Consider the following 18,497-nt stretch of genomic DNA (forward strand, 5'->3'; position numbering starts at 1 on the left):
AATGTTTAGCCTTGTTCGTCTGTGTATTTTCAGCCTGCTGTTTCTGGCGGGCCCGCTCTTTGCCGCCACCGTACAGGATGAGCGCGGTCGCTTTACGCTTGATAAAACGCCGCAGCGCATCGTCGTGCTTGAACTCTCCTTTGTCGACGCGCTGGCGGCGGTTGACGTTAGCCCGACAGGCGTGGCCGATGACAACGATCCGTCGCGTATTCTGGCGGACGTACGCGCACGTCTGAAGCCCTGGCAGTCGGTGGGCACCCGCGCCCAACCCTCGCTGGAGGCCATCAGCGCGCTGCATCCCGATCTGATCGTCGCCGATAGCAGTCGCCATGCCGGAATTTACGCCGCCCTGAGGCAAATTGCCCCGGTGCTGCTGTTGAAATCGCGCAATGAAACCTGGGAGGAGAACCTGCAGTCAGCGGCGATTATCGGCAAAGTAGTGGGTAAGGATAAGGAGATGCAGCAGCGTCTGGCGCTGCATCGGCAAAAAATGGCGGCGTTTTCCCGACAGCTGCCGGCTGGCGCCAGCGTGCTGTTTGGCACCTCCCGCGAACAGCAGTTTAATCTTCACTCAACGCAAACTTATACCGGCAGCGTGCTGACGGCGCTTGGCCTGAAGGTTCCGCCGCCAATCGGCGGCGCGCCGATGGCGGCGATAAATTTCGAACAGCTGCTGGCCCTGAATCCGCAATGGCTGCTGGTCGCTCATTACCGTACTGAAAGTATCGTGAAAAAATGGCAGCAGGACTCCCTGTGGCCAATGCTGCAGGCCGAGCAGAAAGGGCAGGTCGCCGCCGTCGACAGCAACAGCTGGGCGCGGATGCGCGGGATCTTCGCCGCCGAGCGTATTGCCAGCGATATGGTTAAAATTGTCCACCACCGGGCGGTTGATATCACGCCATGAAACCGTTCCGTCGCGCGTTTTTTATCTGGGGATGGCCGCTGCTGGCCCTCAGCGGCCTGTTCTGGCTGAGCCTGTTCTGCTATTCGCCCATCCCGATTTCGCCGCTCAACGCCCTTCACGCCCTGCTGGCGCCTGAGTCTCCTTCGCTTGCGGAGGCGCTGGTGCTTAATCTGCGCCTGCCCCGCAGCCTGGTGGCGGTAATGCTCGGCGCCTCGCTGGCAATGTCGGGGGCGTTATTACAAACGCTTACCCATAACCCGCTGGCATCGCCTTCACTGCTCGGTATTAATAGCGGCGCGGCGCTGGCGATGGCGCTGACCAGCGCATTCAGTCCGGCACCGCTGGCGGGCTTTTCGCTGGCGCTGATTGCCGCCTGCGGCGGCGGAATAAGCTGGCTGCTGGTGATGAGCGCCGGCGGCGGCTGGCGTCAACAGCAGGATCGCCAACGGTTGATCCTCGCCGGTATTGCTCTCTCGGCGCTATGCATGGCGTTGACCAGAATGACCCTGCTGCTGGCGGAAGATCGCGCCTGGGGCATTCTTACCTGGCTTGCGGGCGGCGTTTCCCACGTGCGCTGGGCCGAGTTCTGGCAGCTTTTCCCTTTTGTCGCGCTGATTACCCCCGGCGTATTCCTGCTGGCCAACGCGCTTAATCTGCTCAACGTCAGCGATACCGCCGCCCATTCGCTGGGGGTGAATTTGCCGCGCCTGCGCCTGCTTATCAACGCGGCCGTGTTGCTGCTTACCGGCGCCAGCGTCAGCGTCGCCGGACCGATTGCCTTTGTTGGCCTGCTGGTCCCGCATCTGGCGCGTTTTTGGGCGGGTCACGATCATCGTACTTTTTTGCCGGTCAGCGCCCTGCTGGGCGCCCTGTTTATGCTGCTGGCGGATATGCTCGCCAGAGCGTTGGCCTGGCCGGGTGAACTGCCCGCGGGCGCGGTGCTGGCGCTGGCGGGCGGGCCCTGTTTTGTCTGGCTGGTCAGGAGACGCGGGTGAAACAACGCATCGTGTTTTTATGGCTCGCGCTCACGCTGTTAACCCTGTTCTCGCTGCGGATGGGGGCGATCCCGCTGCCGTGGCGAGCGCTGCTCAGCGGATGGCATACGGACAGCGAGTATCACTACGTCCTTATGCAATATCGCCTGCCGCGCGTGGTGCTGGCGCTGATTATCGGCGCCGCGCTGGCGGTTTCCGGGGCGCTGGTTCAGGGTATTGTGCATAATCCGCTGGCCTCGCCGGACATTCTGGGCATTAACCACGGGGCCAGCCTGACCTCGGTGGCGGCCCTGTGGTTTTTGCCGTCCCTGCCCCTGCCGTGGCTGCCGCTGCTGGCCTTTATCGGCGGAATGGTGGCGATGGTGATACCGCTCGCCCTTGCCGGTTTTTCTCGCCCAATGCGCCTGGCGCTGACCGGAATCGCGCTGTCGGCCTGTTGGGCCAGCGTGACCGACTACCTCTTACTGTCGCGGCCGCAGGAGATCAATAACGCGCTGCTGTGGCTGACCGGAAGCCTGTGGGCCAGAGACGGCGCATTCGTCATCATCGTCCTGCCCCTGCTGGCGATTTTGCTGCCCTTAAGCTTCGCCCTCAGTCGCGATCTCGACCTGCTGGCGCTAGGCCATGAGCGCGCGGGAACGCTCGGCGTCAACGTACGCTGGCTTAACGGCTACGGCTTAACGCTGGCGGTGGCCCTCGCGTCGATTGGCGTCGCGGTCTGCGGTCCTGTCGCCTTTATCAGCCTTGTGGTGCCGCATCTTGTGCGTCGCCTCTTCGGCGGCCGCCATCGCCGTTTATTGCCGCTCTCTGCGCTCACGGGCGGACTGGTTCTGCTGCTCGCCGATCTGCTGGCGCGAACGCTGCATCCGCCGCTTGAACTGCCGGCAGGCGTGCTGACGGCGATTATCGGCGCCCCCTGGTTTATCTGGCTTCTTGTGAGAATGCGTTAAATGGAACTGCGAATAGAAAAGCTAACCGCTGGCTATGGCGGCAAGCGCGTTATCAACAATCTCGATCTGACGCTACCGGGCGGGAAAATTACCGCGCTGCTGGGGCCAAACGGCTGCGGTAAATCAACGCTGCTGAAGTGTTTCTCTCGCCTCCTGACGCCCATCGCTGGCGAGGTCTGGCTCAATGATGTCCCCTTAAACCGCCTCTCCGCCCGTCAGCTGGCGCGGCGACTGGCGCTGCTGCCGCAGCAGCATCACGTTCCGGAAGGCGTCACCGTACGCGAGCTGGTCGGCTACGGCCGAAGTCCGTGGCTACCGCTGTGGGGGCGGCTTTCCGCGCAGGATCGACAGCAGGTCGACAGCGCGCTACAACGAACCGGCATCGCTGCGCTGGCGGAACAACCGCTGACCGCCCTTTCCGGCGGCCAGCGGCAGCGGGCTTTTCTGGCGCTGCTGCTGGCGCAGGATACGCCGCTGGTGCTGCTCGATGAGCCAACGACCTGGCTGGATATTCATCATCAGGTGGCGCTGATGACGCTGATGCGCGAGCTGCAGACGATGGGCAAGACCGTGGTCACCGTACTGCACGACCTGAACCAGGCCAGCCGCTACTGCGACCATCTGGTGGTGCTTGAAGGGGGCCGGGTGCAGGCTCAGGGCCTGGCGGAAACGGTACTGACGCCGGAGATGCTGCGGGAGATTTTTAACCTGGAGGCGGAGATTCACCCGGAGCCGGTGTCGCAGCGCCCGATGTGCGTGGTGAAATAACCCGGGTAAGGCGCGCTGCGCCCTACCCGAAGTTGATCAGTAGGTGTGGAAGTACTGCTGGATCACCTGCGGATTTTTCGTTTGCGTCAGCGCCGTCATCAGCAGGATGCGCGCTTTTGCCGGGTTGAGCGAATCGGCTACCAGCCCAGGCTGGCCGTCATCAACCGGCACGACGCCGCTGCCGGTACGCGAGGCGCGAACCACCACGATACCGGCTTTTTCCGCCTTTTCGATCCCCGCCGCGCTGCGTACGGAGACCGACCCCGCGCCGGTGCCCGCATAGATAATCCCGTCAGCATGGTGCGCGATCGCCGCGTCATACATATATTCAGGGTCATCCTGATAGCCATAAATAATGACCACTTTCGGTAGCGCGTTAAGATTGCGGACGTCAAAAACCGAACGCACGGTGTGAATTTTATCCACGCGAGTTTCGAACTGCGGTTTGCCGCTCACGATAACGCCCAGATAGCCCTCTTCCGGCGCCTTGAAGGTATCCAGCGTCGTGGCGTTGGTCTTAGTGACAAAACGCGCCGCGCCGATGCGGTCATTAAGCACCACCATCACGCCGCGGCCCTTCGCTTCCGGGTCGGCCGCCACGGTCACCGCTTCCAGCAGATTCATCGGACCGTCGGCGCTGATGGCCGTGGCCGGACGCATTGCCGCCGTGAAAACGACCGGCTTATTGCTTTTTACCGTCAGGTTGAGGAAATAAGGCGTCTCGTCCAGGGTGTCGGTACCATGGGTAATCACTACGCCGTCCACATCATCGCGTGCCAGCAGTTCATTGACGCGCTTTGACAGTTTGAGAATGATGTCGCTGGTCATATTTTCGCTGCCGATATTAGCGACCTGCTCGCCGTCAACGCGTGCGACTTTGCTCATCTCAGGCACGGCATTAATCAGCGTCTGTACGCCAATCGCGCCGGCTTTGTACCCGGTAGTCTGGGTATTGCTGGCCGCTGAACCGGCAATCGTCCCTCCGGTCGCCAGGATTACGATATGCGGCAGACGCGCCTCACTCGAAGCGAAAGCGCTTATCGCCAGTAACGTAATTGCCAGTAATGCTCTAAAATTCATCATGACTCATCCCAAAATAGATATTAAATAAATTCGCGCAGAGAGAATGCAAACAGCTTGCCAGGATTTAATGTATTTTACTCGGTAAAAATGATTAACTATCGGACAAAAAAGGATTTTTACTTCGCCCGGAGCGCTACTTTGGTGCAGGGACGCGCTAAAAATGGGCAGGATAAAAATGCGAAACCCGAATGGACTTATTCAATCTATTTTGTCATGTCGGCATCGCTATCAACGAAATAGAGCAAAACGGTGCGGGTAATGCGATGGAGAAAAACGATGCATAATATCGCCTTAAAATCAGCATTGATGCTTACCACCCGCGTCATACAAATTATTAACCCTGAATTACACCTGCATATGCAACGAACGGCGCTGATCGCGCTGGAGCTTGCGCAGGCGTCAGGGCTCTCGCGTCAGCAGCAGCAGACGATCTTTTGCGCCGCGCTGCTGCACGACATTGGCGTTCTGGGCGATAAACGAGTGTTCTCCTCGCTGAACGCCATCGATAACCTTAACGACCCGCATCAGCACCGGGGAGCAGAAATGCTGGCCGGGTTAGCGACCCTGGCCCCCATCCTGCCGATTATCCGCGATCACCATTTTAGCCCACACCACAAAGGCAGCCTCGAACAGCATATCGTCTATTTCGCCGACGTTTTTGAACGCCTGCTTGCTGGCGATAAGCACGCGACAACCTTTCAAACCGATATGATTATTGGTAAATTTCGCGCGCTTTACCAGGCGATAGATCCGCCGCTATGCCAGACTTTGTGCCAGCTCGCACAAAAAGAGCATTTTTGGCTGCACCTCAATCCCGGACATATTCAGCGAATGCTGGAGATCATCGGCCCTATCAACCATGTTTATATCGATATCGACGGTCTGAAAGATATCTGCCTGTTAATTGCCAAAATTGTCGATACCTACAGCAGCTTCACCGCCAGCCATAGTCTGAAGGTCGGGCGAATTTCGCGCACCCTTGCCGCTTATATGAATCTGCCGGAGATGGAGTGTAAGAAAATTGAGATTGCCGGCTATTTACACGATATTGGCAAAGTACACATTCCGCTGAAAATCCTGGAGAAACAGGGCGAACTGAATGACGAAGAGCTGCTTCAGGTGCGGGAACATAGCTATATGACCGGCGAAATTCTTAGCACCTTCAGCGAACTCGGCGAAATAATTAACTGGGCCGCGAATCATCATGAAAAGCTGGATGGCAGCGGCTATCCGCTTCATCTCAATGAGCATTACCTGCAGCTTCCGGATCGGATTATCGCCATCGCGGATATTTTCACCGCGCTTACCGAAGACCGCCCCTATCGCCCTGGAATGAGCCGTCAGCAAGCGTTACAGCTGATAGAGAGTGATGTTATAAATGGCGCGCTGGATAAAGACGTGTACCGCATTTTGCATCACCATGCCGAAGCGCTGCACGCTATTATTACTCACACGCTACACCCGTAATCACCGTTTTTTTTCCGGTGAAGCCGGAGTGTGACGATAAAAAATAATTAATTCATCTGCACGCAAGGAATATCCGGTGAGAATCGCCACCATGACTAACTGGGCCTACGGGATCACCGTCGCCCTGACCCTCGCCTCAGGCATCGCCATGCTGATGGCCTCAAGTGCGGATAATGCCGAACGCCGCGCCGTCGAACAACGCCAGGCGTTTGACCAGCTAAGCGAAGAAGTAGAAAGCGGCGCCTGGGAGCTTTCCGATCTCGCGCGACTTTACATCATTCAAAAAAATCAGGATGTGCTGCAGGAGTACCGGCAGCAAGCCCAGGCCACCGCCGCCATTGAACATCGTCTGGAAAAGCTGAAAGACAATGGCGCAACCGCTGAAGAGCTGGCGCTGCTGCGCGAGGGTTTACAGATAGCCGATGAACTTCAGGATGAGCAGCAAACGGCGCTGGCGCAGGTTGCCAGGGGAGAAGAAAAAGCGGCGGTCAGCCTGCTTTACGGCGCTGCCTATGAGCAGGAGCTTGAGCGGGTCCAGACGCAGCTCGATCACTTTCGCCTGATGCTCGAAGGCCGGGTGAATAAAACCATTGCCGAGGCTACGGAGAAGTCACGGATCTGGCGTACGCTTTCTGAGATCATGGTTGGGCTCACCGCGCTGATGTTCCTGTTTGTGCTGGGGTTTATTCTTAAGCGGCGGGTGCTCTATCCCGTCGTTCGCCTGAGCGACGTGGTGCAGCGGCTGGCATCGCAGGATTATGCGGTTGAGACGCCGCAGTTTACCCAGATTGATGAAATTGGCGATATGGCCCAGGCCATTCGTATCTTTCGCGAGAACGGGCTGGCGCGGCAGCGGCTGGAACAAGAGCGCGATGCGGACTGGGCGGTCCGCGAGCTGCTGGCGAGGATGACCCAGCGCTTGCAGGGCTGCGAATCGTTCGAGGATGTGATCAAGGTTGCCGAACTGTTCGCGCCAAATATCGCCCCGGAGATCCCGGGCCGGCTGTATATTCTCGATACCGATCCCTGGCAGATGCGCTGCGTGGCGCAGTGGCTTTCTCCGCCGCTTGAAGCCGACGTCTTCCATCCGGATAACTGCTGGGCCGTGCGGCGCGGGCTGAGCCATCCGCCGGTCAACGGTGAGCCGGATATCGCCTGTTATCACCTGTCGGAATCGCAGGCTCAACGGTCGCTATGCGTGCCGCTGATTGCGCAAGGAGAAGCGATTGGTCTGCTCTCCTTCAGCAACGTCACCTCCGCGACCGCCCCGTCCCGCGCCTATCTTGAACTGATGGCCGAAGCCCTGGGTCTGGCGCTGGCGAACCAGCGTTTACGCAACGCGCTGCTGGAAAAGGCGCTGTTTGATTCATTAACCGGCCTGCGTAACCGCCACCACCTGGATGACGCTCTGCATACTCAAATGAATCTGGCGGTACGCAACGGTACGCCGCTGAGCTGCCTGATGATCGATATCGATCACTTTAAGGCGATTAATGATAGTTATGGTCACGAAGCGGGCGATCTGGTCATTAAAAACGTCGCGGCGATTATTCAACGTGCGGTGCGCGATATTGGGATGGCCTTCCGCTATGGCGGCGAAGAGTTCCTGGTATTGCTGGGCGGAACCGATGAAGAGGCCGCAATGGCCTGCGCGACCGACATCTATCACAGCGTTCAACTGCTGACGCTACGCTATGGCCTGGCTGAAATTGGTCAGGTCGATGTGTCCATCGGCATCGCCAGCTACCCGCAGCATACGCAAAGCGATAGCCTGTTGCGCGCGGCTGACGCTGCGCTCTACCGGGCAAAAGAGCTGGGGCGGTCGAGAATTGTGAGCTTTGGGATGTTAAAAGCGGATTGAGTCGACAGTCACACCACCGCGTAAAAGGAGCGCTGCACTCCTTTTACGCGGTGGTGTGAGCAGGACAGAATGGCAACCGTTAAGCGCAATCCTTTTTCTATCCTATTGAAAATCAAGCCTCTTGATCCAGGGCAAAGTCGAAATGCCGCAATTCAGTAAAATTCATCGCCTGATTTGAACAAGACTATGTCGTTTTCATGTTTTTAAGATTTACGCTGTTCTACCTACTTATTATCCCCTTGCAGACTTTCGCGCTTAATTACTCTTCAACTTTTTTAAGACTCAATTGCCCGCAGAGAGGCCTCGTGGAAGTCATTTTGCATGTTTACGATCATACCCAGGAAAAATGGCAGAATAATTTTGAGACCGGCGCGGGGCACAAGCGTTCTGGCGATACGGAACTGATCCCCTTTGCCAACGGAGACATTCTCTTCCACTCCGCTTCAAAAGATGCTTTCAGCTATCTCTACAGCGGCGAGGAGACGCTTCACCACTGCATAAAACTGGACGAGAGACCGCTATACCCCTCCTTTTAGACCCGCGTAACGGACGCGATTCACCCCGGAGAATAAAAAAACGGGAACACATCGGCTCCCGTTTTTGCTTAACCCAGAGACTGGATTACATATTCGCGATAATCGCGTCGCCAAACTCTGAACATTTCAGCAGTTTAGCGCCTTCCATTAGACGTTCAAAGTCATAGGTCACGGTCTTGGCGGCGATAGCGCCTTCGGTGCCTTTAACGATCAGGTCTGCCGCTTCGAACCACTGCATGTGGCGCAGCAGTACATTACGTAAAACCACTTATCCATATGATTTAATTGTAAAATTATCATAATTCACTCATAAAGCCCAATCCAAATAGCAATCAATAACTTATTGATTATATAGATTATACTTTCAGTTTTGGGGAATGATCCCTTGCTTTTACCGTAATATTATTCACTAATACCATTTGTATGTTCAAAAGTATATTCTGGCACAGGAATCACTTTATCTTCTGATTGAATGAATTTCCTTACCATATGCTCATTTTTGCATTTTTTACATGTAACATGGCTTCCATCCTCTATATCACATAGAGGCATGACTATTTCATTATTACATTTTAAACATGGTATTATAGCTGTCTGAAATGACTCAATGTTATTATCTTGAACCACTCTAATAATCACATAATTACGACACCCTTGGTTTTGGCAAGACAATTTATTATGTTTTTCAACATAATTCCTTGTGAATAAAATCTCCTTGCCGCACTTTTCACATTTTATTTTTTCGTAACCACGATGGAAAGTTATAAGATTGCATTCAGCTATATGTGAAAGCTTTGATATAATCGCTTTCAACTTACCACTATCAATTTCAAAGTTTTTATTTTTTATAGTCGGTTGATGGAGATAGCTCCCCAATGTATTATACCATTTACTTAAGTCTTTATATTGTATGTTTTTATATTCTACTTCTATATCTTCACCCTTCCCCCCACTAATTGTTACTTTTAAATCTTTATCTGCTGTTTCTTCAAACATACATAAAGCCTTTATGGCCTGAGGAGGCTGCCATGTATTGATGACAGATTCGGGTATTTTCCCCAATCCTGCTCGCAATTGGTTATAAACATGGCATTCTATAGCAAATCTTAATTCTAATGCGCAATATCTTAAAGTCGCATCACTTCCCTGTTCATATAGCTGCCGAGCCTTTTCCAAGTGTTCTTTGAAATTATAGTCCATATGCTATCCTTTGATCTTTGGGATAACAATATATATAACTTTTATTATGATGAATTCCAAGCTCAAAATACTCCGTCATGGGGTGTCGGGGGTCGGAGGTTCAAATCCTCTCGTGCCGACCAAAAACTCCACAGAAACCAGCCTCTTAGGGCTGGTTTTTTTATGCCTATTTTTGTGCGGGGAGTTAGTAGGGTGAAACTGGGGAGAAACCCCATCAATAACAACTTCTCCGGGGTTATTTTCCTCCCTCAGAAATGCTCAATTTTCTGTCTTCTATACTTTCAGTATGACTACTGGAGGTAACCATGTGCGGACGATTTGCCCAATCACAGACACGCGAAGAATACTTGGCTTATCTTGCAGATGAGGCCGAGCGAAATATCGCCTATGACCCCGAACCGATCGGCCGTTACAACGTCGCACCAGGTACCAAAGTTCTGTTACTGAGCGAACGTAACGAACAGCTGCACCTCGATCCAGTTCACTGGGGTTACGCTCCAGGGTGGTGGGATAAGCCAGCGCTCATTAACGCTCGCGTAGAAACCGCGGCGACAAGCAGAATGTTTAAACCACTGTGGCAACATGGCCGGGCGATCTGCTTTGCCGATGGCTGGTTTGAGTGGAAGCGTGAAGGAGACAAGAAGCAGCCCTATTTCATCCACAGAAAAGATGGTAAGCCCATTTTTATGGCAGCGATCGGCAGCGTACCTTTTGAACGCGGCGATGAAGCTGAAGGATTTTTGATAGTGACTGCAGCTGCCGACCAGGGTCTGGTCGATATTCATGACCGCCGGCCGCTGGTTTTGGTACCGGAAGCAGCGCGCGAATGGATGCGCCAAGATATAGGTGGGAAAGAGGCGGGAGAGATTGCCACTGACGGTTCGGTTACAGCAGACCATTTCACCTGGCACCCGGTATCCCGGGCGGTAGGCAATGTGAAAAATCAAGGTTCTGATCTAATATCTCCATTGCATGAAAACTAAAACTGGGAAGAGTATGAAGCGCCAAGATATCCTTAAATGGATTCATTCTGAGTCACCTAACGTTGAATCACAGATTAAACGTTGGCTTGCAGAAATTTTACAGAAAGGAGATAAGTCTGATGAATTCATGCGGGGTTTAGAGGTTATAGATAATGAAATAGTTGTTCTACTCAGGCCATACACTAATAGATATCCTGGAAATTGCTTATCCATTTGCACAGTAACCCTTCCTTCAGAACTCCAAAGGAAAGGATGGTTTAAAAGCTTTCTAAATCTCTGTTGTAGCGTTAACCCATGGAAAGATGTTGTAATTGAAGACGTTGGCAATGCGCATCTTTTTGATTTTTGTGTACGTAATAACTTTTCAATCCTACACCCTTGTTATAAAACAACATTTATTGTTAATCAGGTTGCTGTTAGGGAAATGAATATTCTGCCTTTGGAAGATTCTTCTTACTATCTGACCTTAAGTAAATCAGAAAACCGCGTCGTATAGCGCGGCGAGAGCATATCACGCTTCATCTGCCATGCTGTCTGGATTCCCTGCCCTGCAAAATAGAGCGTCCCCCTGCCATCTTTTGCGTTGAGATGGTCGAGAACTTCCATTAACTTTTCGCTGTTCTGACGCGGCGCGTTGTCATCGAACAGATTCAGCTGTGCAACGCCCTGACTGTAGAAATCCCCCAGCATTACCCCTGCTTTCTGATAACGATGTCCGTCTCGCCAGATTGCATCGAGGCATTTCGTCGCCGCGGTGATTATGTCTCTGCTGTCCTGGCTTGGCGTAAGCAGCTTTACGGATGCGCTGTTTCCGTAATATGGCTCATTGAGCGCAAAGGGACTGGTTTTAACGAACGCTGAGATAAACCGGCAATACTGATGTTCGCCGCGAAGTTTCTCGGCTGCGCGCGATGCGTAGCTGCATATCGCCTGGCGCATTTCATGATATTCAGTGATGCGGCCGCCAAAAGAACGGCTGCACACGATTTCCTGCTTTACCGGCGCGAATTCCTCCAGCCCGAGGCATGGCTCGCCGCGCAGCTCCCGCACCGTTCTTTCCAGCACAACATTAAAGTGCTTCCTGATGAAACGGATATCCGTGTCGGCAAGTTTTAACACTGTGTCTATCCCCATAGACTCCAGTTTTTTACTGATACGGCGCCCAACGCCCCATACTTCATCAACCGGCAACAGCGCCATTAACTTCCTCTGCCGTTCAATATTCGACAAATCAACTACGCCTCCGGTCTGCCGCTGCCACTGTTTCGCTGCGTGATTTGCCAGCTTAGCCAGGGTTTTAGTCTGAGCTATGCCGACGCCGACCGTGAGGTGCGTCCGGCGCAGAACCGTCTCGCGAATTTCCCTGCCAAAGTCGGTAAGGTCACGACAGTTACGAACTCCTGTCAGATCGCAAAATGCCTCATCGATACTGTATATTTCGCATCGTGGAGAGAGTTCCTCCAGCGTTGTCATTACCCGGTTAGACATATCGGCGTAAAGCTCATAGTTGCTACTAAACGCGATAATGCCGTGCCGGCGAAACATATCTTTTTGCTTGAAATATGGCTCTCCCATTTTGACGAAGGGCTTCGCCTCAGCAGAACGAGCAATAACACAGCCATCGTTATTTGAGAGGACGACAACTGGCCGCCCTTTCAGGTCAGGACGAAACACCGTCTCGCACGATGCGTAAAATGAATTCACATCGCAAAGCGCAAACATCTTAACCCGCTGACTTGATGATGTAAGTAACGACCCCGAACACGTCGAGAGTATCCTCGCTTCCGACGACTATCGGGGAATACGCGCTATTCATTGGGTTAAGCTGAACCCGCGGATGCAACTGCAGCTTCTTAACGGTAAACTCCCCGTCCACCGCAGCAATCACGATATCACCATGAACTGCGGTTTTTGAGCTATCCACGACCAGAAGATCCCCCTCGCTAATGCCCGCATCTTTCATGCTATCGCCCGCAGCTTTGACAAAATACGTCGCGCTGGGGTGATTAATTAACAGCTCGTTCAGGTCTATGCGTTGCTCAACGTAATCCTGCGCGGGGCTTGGGAACCCACATTGGACAAGGTCACTAAATAAGGGGAGCAATACGATCTGACGTAATTCTGCTGGTGTATAAAACTTCATAATAAATCCACTCACATAAATACTGTTTATATATACAGTAGATTTAACCACGAGACAGATCAATATAGGTTTTGGCTATCAATTTTCGTCATTGCCGTAACGCATTGATGTAATGAGTAAGGTAAGTCTTAAAGTGTTTTCAGTGCTTAACTGTTTGATGATTTTGCGAACAGTGCGACGATAAAATTTTGCAGCTATGGCACCGCCTCCATAGCAAATTGCTCATCTGCGGGCTCTTGCATACGGTTACCAGGTAGGGCACTGAAGTGCTGGTAGCAATACTTCATTGTTTTGTAAAGCTCAGCAACTATTTTTATGTCGTGGTGTCTTAAATGTAATCAATAAAACACAGGCTCTTAAATGACTACTTTACTCGTTGCCGCAACACTCTTTACTGTCTCAGGACTCATGATGTTTGGGCTTTTACAACTGTGGGAAGGCATATCAAATAATCACGAAAAGTTTTGATAGCCATTAGGCTTAAAGCTCATCCCGTTACTGGCAAATATTTATAGATAGTCTTCACCCCTACTCCGATCACATCAGCTATCTGCTGGCGTGAAGCTCCGTTCTCCAGCATGCGCCGGCAGCGTTCCACCACTTCGGTTGTCATTACCCGGCGGCGGCCACCGATACGCCCCTGCTCCCTTGCCGCGGCTAAACCGGCGCGGGTGCGCTCCACTATCAATTCCCTCTCCATCTCCGCCAGAGCGCTCATGACGTGGAAAAAGAAGCGGCCTGCTGGCGTGCTGGTATCAATGCTGTCGGTCAGGCTGCGAAAATGAATTCCCCGCTCCTGCAGTTCAGATACCAACGTAATGAGGTCGCGTACGCTGCGACCGAGACGATCCAGTTTCCAGACCACCAGCGAATCACCAGGTCGAAGACGGCGAATAGCTTTCCTTAATCCGGGACGCTTCGCATTTTTCCCGCTGGCGGTATCTTCGAAAATTAGTTCACATTCTGCGCGAACCAGTGCGTTTTTCTGTAAATCGAGGTTTTGATCGCCGGTAGATACCCGCGCGTAGCCAATCAGCATTATGCAACCCTTTGAAATAGCTGATTGTAAATTGCCGGGATTGTTCGCGTAAACCTGGGTTCAGGCGAAATACCTGGTGCTGGTATTGTCATGCTCGGTCAGAAGGTGACCGTTCAGCAGGCAATGGACTATCTTCTGAACAAAGGGAACGCTGTCCGCCTGTCGACTTATTCTCTGCTGTCTGCGACTGAAAACAGCGCTTTTGCGGCAGCGCTGGAGGGCGCGAAAGGCGCGGACGGCTACGCATGCCGGGTGATTGTCAACGACACCGGGAGGCCTGTTAAGCTGACTGAACGATTCCTGTTTCAGTCGGTGGAATCAACAAGCGTACTGGGTGAGAAATATAACGAGAATCTGTGCGGAGTCGTGGGCGAATTTGAATTAGCGACCGGTGCCGGATTCGATTTTATTTCGTGTTATTCCCCGTTCATTAATATTGTCGTGACGGACGGTGGCGGAAACTCTGTCGATGCGGCCACGCCATCAGATTCTGATTTTGCTGTTCGCATGGAGAGCGGCGTTATTGCGCCCGAGTTCCATATTACAGGCTACGGGTACGGAGGGTATTTATTTGGCTCTGCCGGGGAATGGAATGGTGAAGCGGCTCCCGGTGTTCAGTGCGTCCATAAATCATCGCTCGCCGCATTTGGTGGGGCCGCGGCTCTGTACGTCAGGGGCACAACCGGATTCGGTAATATCACCTCGGTCTGGGAAGAGGGGGTGACGCATTATTCCCTTATTGATACGGCATATGACGTTCAGATAGCCAGTTTTGAAAACTTCATCCCGGCAGCTGGCGCGGGACAGTTAATGCTCCGCTCATGCGGCAGTATGCATATCGGGAAACTGTTAACCGGCGCATGGGGTGTTCCGCAGGTTAAAATCTTCGACTGTCCTTCTGTCGATATCGGTACGCATCTGAGCGTGCTGGGTAACTCTGACGTCAATACGGAGGATACGTATGCTGCGGACATATCCGGCTCAGTGGTTCACATCGGGTCGTCTCAGCTTTTAAAGCTGGGCTGCGGATACCGCGTCGGTCATGGCGGTTCGTTGTTTGTTGATAATATCAACGGCAACATTCTTAACCAGGCGGTGAGCCTGACCAACAACACATCGTATGACGGGCTTTCCACGTCCACGGCGTCATCAGTCACAATAAAATCAGCGCGTCTGTTCAGGGGTAACAGCAGTCTGGTGCTTTCCTCGAAAGACATGTTCCACGTTGACGCCACTATCACCAGCGGCAAACTTGAACTCCAGTCCGTCGAGGCCATCGGGTTTAACTACCAGAGAACATCAGACTACGCGAGGCTGGTTAACGTTCTGTCCCAGAGTGCGAATTTTAAAGTTTACCTGGACGGTGTTGCCGTGGATTACACCGGCACAACGCTGCCGTTCTATATCTATAACTACGCCTCGCTCATCAAATCCATCGGCCTTTCTTTTACCGGAGAGCTTCAGTTCTCTTCAGGCAATTCGTCAGGTAATGGAAAAGTGCTTGAGGTTAGCTCAGGTCTTAACACCGGAGGAGGGACTACAACCTACACAGGAAACAAAAAGTTAAGGGTTTATATTGTAGGAACAATATCCACAGGAGGAAGCTTCAGCGTAGTCAGGGCAGGAAAAACCGTGTTTTTATCCTCAACAGCCGGTCAGTTTGCGGCTAACTTTGATGTCAGGCCCGGTGATGTGGTGGTGGTATCAAACAACAATACAACGGTCAGTTCATCCTGGGCAGAAGTACAGTTCAATTAAGGAGCCATAATGTCATTCACCATTACGAAATCCATTGCATGCAGTAAATATTATCCGGACTACGGCATTGCGGTTGATGATGGTACGGAAGAGGTGGCGCTGACCGTCACCGTTGTTTCCGTCGATTCCCTCTCCGCGTCGGCCTGCACGGTAAATTATGTCGTGGAGACTGGCGGGGTTAAATCGCCTTACGCTCAGTTTACCTTTGACTATGCAGGCGGTAATCCGCTGACCGAAGCAGAAACCGCCCTGAGTCTGTCCATGAACGGCTGAACAGACCCGCCATCGCTGGCGGGCATTTCATTCAACTGTTAACTTTAGCGCTACCTCGGCCTCAGACAGCGGATCGCCACTTCCTGAATAGGTGAATGGGATGTAATTCCTCGCACCCTCAGCATCGGCGTCAGATGTAACAGTGTAAAAAGCGATACCGTTCGCCCCTTCAAGCTCGATCCTCTCGATGGTGTATGTAAGGATGACTTTAAGCGTCGCAGTGCCAACCGCAATACCATCGACAGTTACCTGATTAACCTCAACTTCTTTCTCTATTGTAAACATAGCAAATCCTTATTCTGTCAGAACGTACTGAACTGAACCGTAAATAGTTAAACCGGTTCCGCCGGTTATTGAGAAAGCGGATGGCGAGCTATTTGTTAGCAGCAAGATGTCCCTCGTTGTCGGGTTCGTTTGCGCAATAATGATTGCCGAGCCAGCACGACTGCAAATTATCGGGGAAACTGTTAATCCCCCATCGCTCAGTGCAGCAACCGTGAACGGAAGCCCTGATATCACTACCGCGCCTCCTGTCGTCAGCGCCATTGACGTGGTTTCGATTCTGAATGTCGCATGCACTAACCGCCCGGAGCGGCGGTAGGTGCCCACCGTGGTATTCAGCGTCACGACTTCTGAGCCGCATTTGACAACCGGCGTCCAGACACCCTTGTAGTACTGGAATGCTTCCTGTGTGTTATCAAAAAACCGTATCGGGCGCTGGACGCTGTACTGACGGCGCCAGTCATAGAGGTATACCGTTTTCCCTTCGGCGCTGTTCCACTCTGCAATCTGCGCGGCCGAGTAGTCCTCTGTGTCATCACGGAACGGATTGATGATGAGCGGGCCGTTGATTGTTGCTGGTTTCTGGCTGAACGGATGTGTAGCCACGCCAGCAGAAACGATAGTCCTGTCGACGGTGATACCGCCCTCGCAAACCATCGCTGGCGCTTTTGTCAGCGATGGGTTCCACGGGTCCTGATAGTCGGTATAGAACTGATTACCGGCAATAGTTGTCGTCGTTGTATCAACGAGACAGGTCTTTTCAACGTAGGAAGTGTGAATCACGTTGTAACTGCCTGCGTCGGTGTAAAACGGGACGCGGTGGGTTCCCAGCACCTTCACATCGTCAAGGCAGACCCCGTTCACCGCACGACCGTAACGACTGAGAACGGTGAATGCCCGGCCCGCAATGCCGGGAAACGAACGCGCTGAATAGCCGCTGGCAGTATTGTTTGTCAGCCTGCCGCCTGCGGAGGTTCGCGCAGAGTTGGCGGATTTATAGATATACGTATCGAACCACGTATCAATCGCCTTATCTATGGGGCCAAACAGCCGTGGCTTACCGTAAAAGTGATATTTCGTATAACGGATCGCATCGACCCAGCCTACTTTGAAAATCTCTGCCGCCGGATAGGGAGGGAGATACGGAATAGTGACCGCGGCATTTCGTTGCGTCCACGCCCCGCCATAGGCGTCGCCGGTATAGCAATCACGGGCGACAACGAAACCGTTGCAAACGGAGTCGGCCCCCATAAACCAGCCCGTCAGACAGCAATCACGGATGAGGAAATTATCTTCAGTGGACCGGTCAAGAACGCCATTCCCGTAGCGACCGATAAAGAAGTTGCGCACACCGTGATTAACCAGCTGAGGGCGGATATAACCGTCTGATGAGTCACCGGAAATAAAATAACCAATGTGCTGGTTATTGTTAATCACAGGCGTATCAGAATTCCAGTCTCCAATTAACGCGCAGTTCTGCATACTGTCGCCGATAATAACGGAGTCGGGATAAAGTCGAATCGCCGCATAAATATGATTTTCAGATTCCGCAGCAATATTTGCATCATTCCCCGCAGCCACCCACCCTGGGTAAGCGGTCCCGTCATCGCCTGGTAAAGTGACTTTATGAGGATAGGTTGTGGCGTAATATTTCCCCGTCAGTTGCACGGGAAGCCCTCTGGCGTGTCCTTCATCGACAGCCTTTTGATAGTAAGGCACGGCATCAGGAGAAACACCGTGCAGGTAGCCGAACATTTCCGGCGACACAAATCCTATACCACCAACGAGTTTAGCGCCGTCGCCTGAACCCAGGTTTGAGCGAAGAGCCGCATCACCAATATTCGACCATTTCCCCGTTGGGTTTTCAGCCGACCACACTCCACCATCATTCTCTGGAGAATCTCCGGTAATGACGTGCTCAAGCTCTCCAAGGTATTTGTACCAGGAGCCATTGTAATAAACGATTTGCTGGCGATTATCGACCGTGAGGCCAGTCGCCCAGTTTCCCAGCTCCTGCCAGCCAATGGCACCTACCGCCTGTTCTCCACGTCCCGTGATATACGTGATGAAGCGATTGAAGATCATCTCCATACCGTACCAGGTGCGGCGAAGTACAGCGAAACGATCCGGCAATGACTCTGATTCGCGGCCATTGACTAACTTATCCAGATTAGTTGCGTTCTTCAGCAATATCTGTGGTGATGTCGAGCCAAGCTTTTCGTTGTCGGCCATACATTGTGCTCCAAAAATGAAAA

General features: G+C 52.8%; 18 protein-coding genes and 1 pseudogene. 11 read left to right on the forward strand and 8 right to left on the reverse strand.

Going from position 1 to position 18,497, the window contains the following annotated elements:
* The first annotated feature begins 1 nt into the window (after position 1).
* Genes ABLV30_RS01180 through fecE form a run of 4 tightly spaced genes read left to right on the forward strand, consistent with a single transcriptional unit; the run spans position 2 to position 3,617 of the window.
* Positions 2–904, forward strand: coding sequence for a Fe(3+) dicitrate ABC transporter substrate-binding protein FecB (locus ABLV30_RS01180; RefSeq protein ID WP_014838166.1), 903 nt, complete (start codon positions 2–4; stop codon positions 902–904).
* Positions 901–1,899 carry an iron-dicitrate ABC transporter permease FecC gene (gene fecC / locus ABLV30_RS01185; protein WP_014228931.1) on the forward strand — a complete coding sequence of 333 codons (999 nt, stop codon included), beginning with the start codon at positions 901–903 and terminating at the stop codon, positions 1,897–1,899. Before ABLV30_RS01180 ends, fecC begins: the two co-directional genes overlap by 4 nt.
* Positions 1,896–2,849 (forward strand): Fe(3+) dicitrate ABC transporter permease subunit FecD, encoded by a 954-nt coding sequence (gene fecD, locus ABLV30_RS01190; protein WP_025106936.1) that lies wholly within the window; start codon positions 1,896–1,898, stop codon positions 2,847–2,849. Before fecC ends, fecD begins: the two co-directional genes overlap by 4 nt.
* On the forward strand, positions 2,850–3,617 hold the full coding sequence (gene fecE, locus ABLV30_RS01195) for a Fe(3+) dicitrate ABC transporter ATP-binding protein FecE (RefSeq protein WP_102802822.1): 768 nt from the start codon (positions 2,850–2,852) through the stop codon (positions 3,615–3,617).
* 36 nt (positions 3,618–3,653) lie between these two features.
* Here fecE and fraE read toward each other — a convergent pair whose 3' ends face one another.
* Positions 3,654–4,697 carry a fructose-asparagine asparaginase gene (fraE, locus tag ABLV30_RS01200; RefSeq protein WP_265801021.1) on the reverse strand — a complete coding sequence of 348 codons (1,044 nt, stop codon included), beginning with the start codon at positions 4,695–4,697 and terminating at the stop codon, positions 3,654–3,656.
* Positions 4,698–4,976: 279 nt separating this feature from the next.
* Between fraE and ABLV30_RS01205 the strand changes: the two genes are divergently transcribed.
* The 3 genes from ABLV30_RS01205 (at position 4,977) to ABLV30_RS01215 (ending at position 8,564) form a co-directional block, all read left to right on the forward strand.
* A complete protein-coding gene (locus ABLV30_RS01205) occupies positions 4,977–6,167 on the forward strand; it encodes an HD domain-containing phosphohydrolase (RefSeq protein ID WP_014228927.1) in 1,191 nt (396 codons plus the stop codon).
* 76 nt (positions 6,168–6,243) lie between these two features.
* A complete protein-coding gene (locus ABLV30_RS01210; RefSeq protein ID WP_025106933.1) occupies positions 6,244–8,028 on the forward strand; it encodes a sensor domain-containing diguanylate cyclase in 1,785 nt (594 codons plus the stop codon).
* Positions 8,029–8,333: 305 nt separating this feature from the next.
* On the forward strand, positions 8,334–8,564 hold the full coding sequence (locus tag ABLV30_RS01215; RefSeq protein ID WP_224227263.1) for a hypothetical protein: 231 nt from the start codon (positions 8,334–8,336) through the stop codon (positions 8,562–8,564).
* An 85-nt stretch (positions 8,565–8,649) separates the two neighbouring features.
* On the opposite strand, the pseudogene ABLV30_RS01220 reads toward ABLV30_RS01215, so the two are convergent.
* Positions 8,650–8,817, reverse strand: a pseudogene (locus tag ABLV30_RS01220) (NADP-dependent isocitrate dehydrogenase); the annotation flags it as partial.
* A gap of 149 nt (positions 8,818–8,966) precedes the next feature.
* Positions 8,967–9,764 (reverse strand): hypothetical protein, encoded by a 798-nt coding sequence (locus ABLV30_RS01225; RefSeq protein ID WP_348865492.1) that lies wholly within the window; start codon positions 9,762–9,764, stop codon positions 8,967–8,969.
* A 305-nt stretch (positions 9,765–10,069) separates the two neighbouring features.
* Between ABLV30_RS01225 and ABLV30_RS01230 the strand changes: the two genes are divergently transcribed.
* Both ABLV30_RS01230 and ABLV30_RS01235 read left to right on the forward strand, forming a co-directional pair.
* Positions 10,070–10,747, forward strand: coding sequence for an SOS response-associated peptidase (locus ABLV30_RS01230; protein ID WP_122117952.1), 678 nt, complete (start codon positions 10,070–10,072; stop codon positions 10,745–10,747).
* Positions 10,748–10,760: 13 nt separating this feature from the next.
* The gene (locus ABLV30_RS01235) at positions 10,761–11,243 is read left to right on the forward strand and encodes a hypothetical protein (RefSeq protein ID WP_316548907.1); all 483 of its coding nucleotides are present in this window, start codon (positions 10,761–10,763) and stop codon (positions 11,241–11,243) included.
* Here the strand turns inward: ABLV30_RS01235 and ABLV30_RS01240 are convergent.
* The 3 genes from ABLV30_RS01240 to ABLV30_RS01250 all read right to left on the reverse strand — a co-directional run bounded on the left by ABLV30_RS01240 (position 11,204) and on the right by ABLV30_RS01250 (position 13,929).
* Positions 11,204–12,469 (reverse strand): Y-family DNA polymerase, encoded by a 1,266-nt coding sequence (locus tag ABLV30_RS01240; protein ID WP_064343006.1) that lies wholly within the window; start codon positions 12,467–12,469, stop codon positions 11,204–11,206. The genes ABLV30_RS01235 and ABLV30_RS01240 overlap by 40 nt on opposite strands.
* 1 nt (position 12,470) lies before the next feature.
* Complete coding sequence (locus tag ABLV30_RS01245) at positions 12,471–12,890, reverse strand: translesion error-prone DNA polymerase V autoproteolytic subunit (RefSeq protein WP_049130654.1); 420 nt, start codon at positions 12,888–12,890, stop codon at positions 12,471–12,473.
* 487 nt (positions 12,891–13,377) lie between these two features.
* Positions 13,378–13,929: a recombinase family protein gene (locus ABLV30_RS01250; RefSeq protein WP_004119105.1), complete on the reverse strand. Its 552-nt coding sequence runs from the start codon at positions 13,927–13,929 to the stop codon at positions 13,378–13,380.
* 90 nt (positions 13,930–14,019) lie between these two features.
* Between ABLV30_RS01250 and ABLV30_RS01255 the strand changes: the two genes are divergently transcribed.
* Positions 14,020–15,687, forward strand: a complete 1,668-nt coding sequence (locus ABLV30_RS01255) for a hypothetical protein (RefSeq protein WP_348865493.1) — start codon at positions 14,020–14,022, stop codon at positions 15,685–15,687.
* 9 nt (positions 15,688–15,696) lie between these two features.
* The gene (locus tag ABLV30_RS01260; protein ID WP_122118001.1) at positions 15,697–15,960 is read left to right on the forward strand and encodes a hypothetical protein; all 264 of its coding nucleotides are present in this window, start codon (positions 15,697–15,699) and stop codon (positions 15,958–15,960) included.
* 27 nt (positions 15,961–15,987) lie between these two features.
* Here ABLV30_RS01260 and ABLV30_RS01265 read toward each other — a convergent pair whose 3' ends face one another.
* Positions 15,988–16,245 (reverse strand): hypothetical protein, encoded by a 258-nt coding sequence (locus ABLV30_RS01265; protein ID WP_122118002.1) that lies wholly within the window; start codon positions 16,243–16,245, stop codon positions 15,988–15,990.
* Between the two features lie 9 nt (positions 16,246–16,254).
* The gene (locus ABLV30_RS01270) at positions 16,255–18,474 is read right to left on the reverse strand and encodes a hypothetical protein (RefSeq protein WP_348865494.1); all 2,220 of its coding nucleotides are present in this window, start codon (positions 18,472–18,474) and stop codon (positions 16,255–16,257) included.
* Positions 18,475–18,497: the final 23 nt, after the last annotated feature.

Source organism: Klebsiella sp. CN_Kp113 (assembly GCF_040064585.1).
Lineage (GTDB): Bacteria > Pseudomonadota > Gammaproteobacteria > Enterobacterales > Enterobacteriaceae > Klebsiella > Klebsiella michiganensis.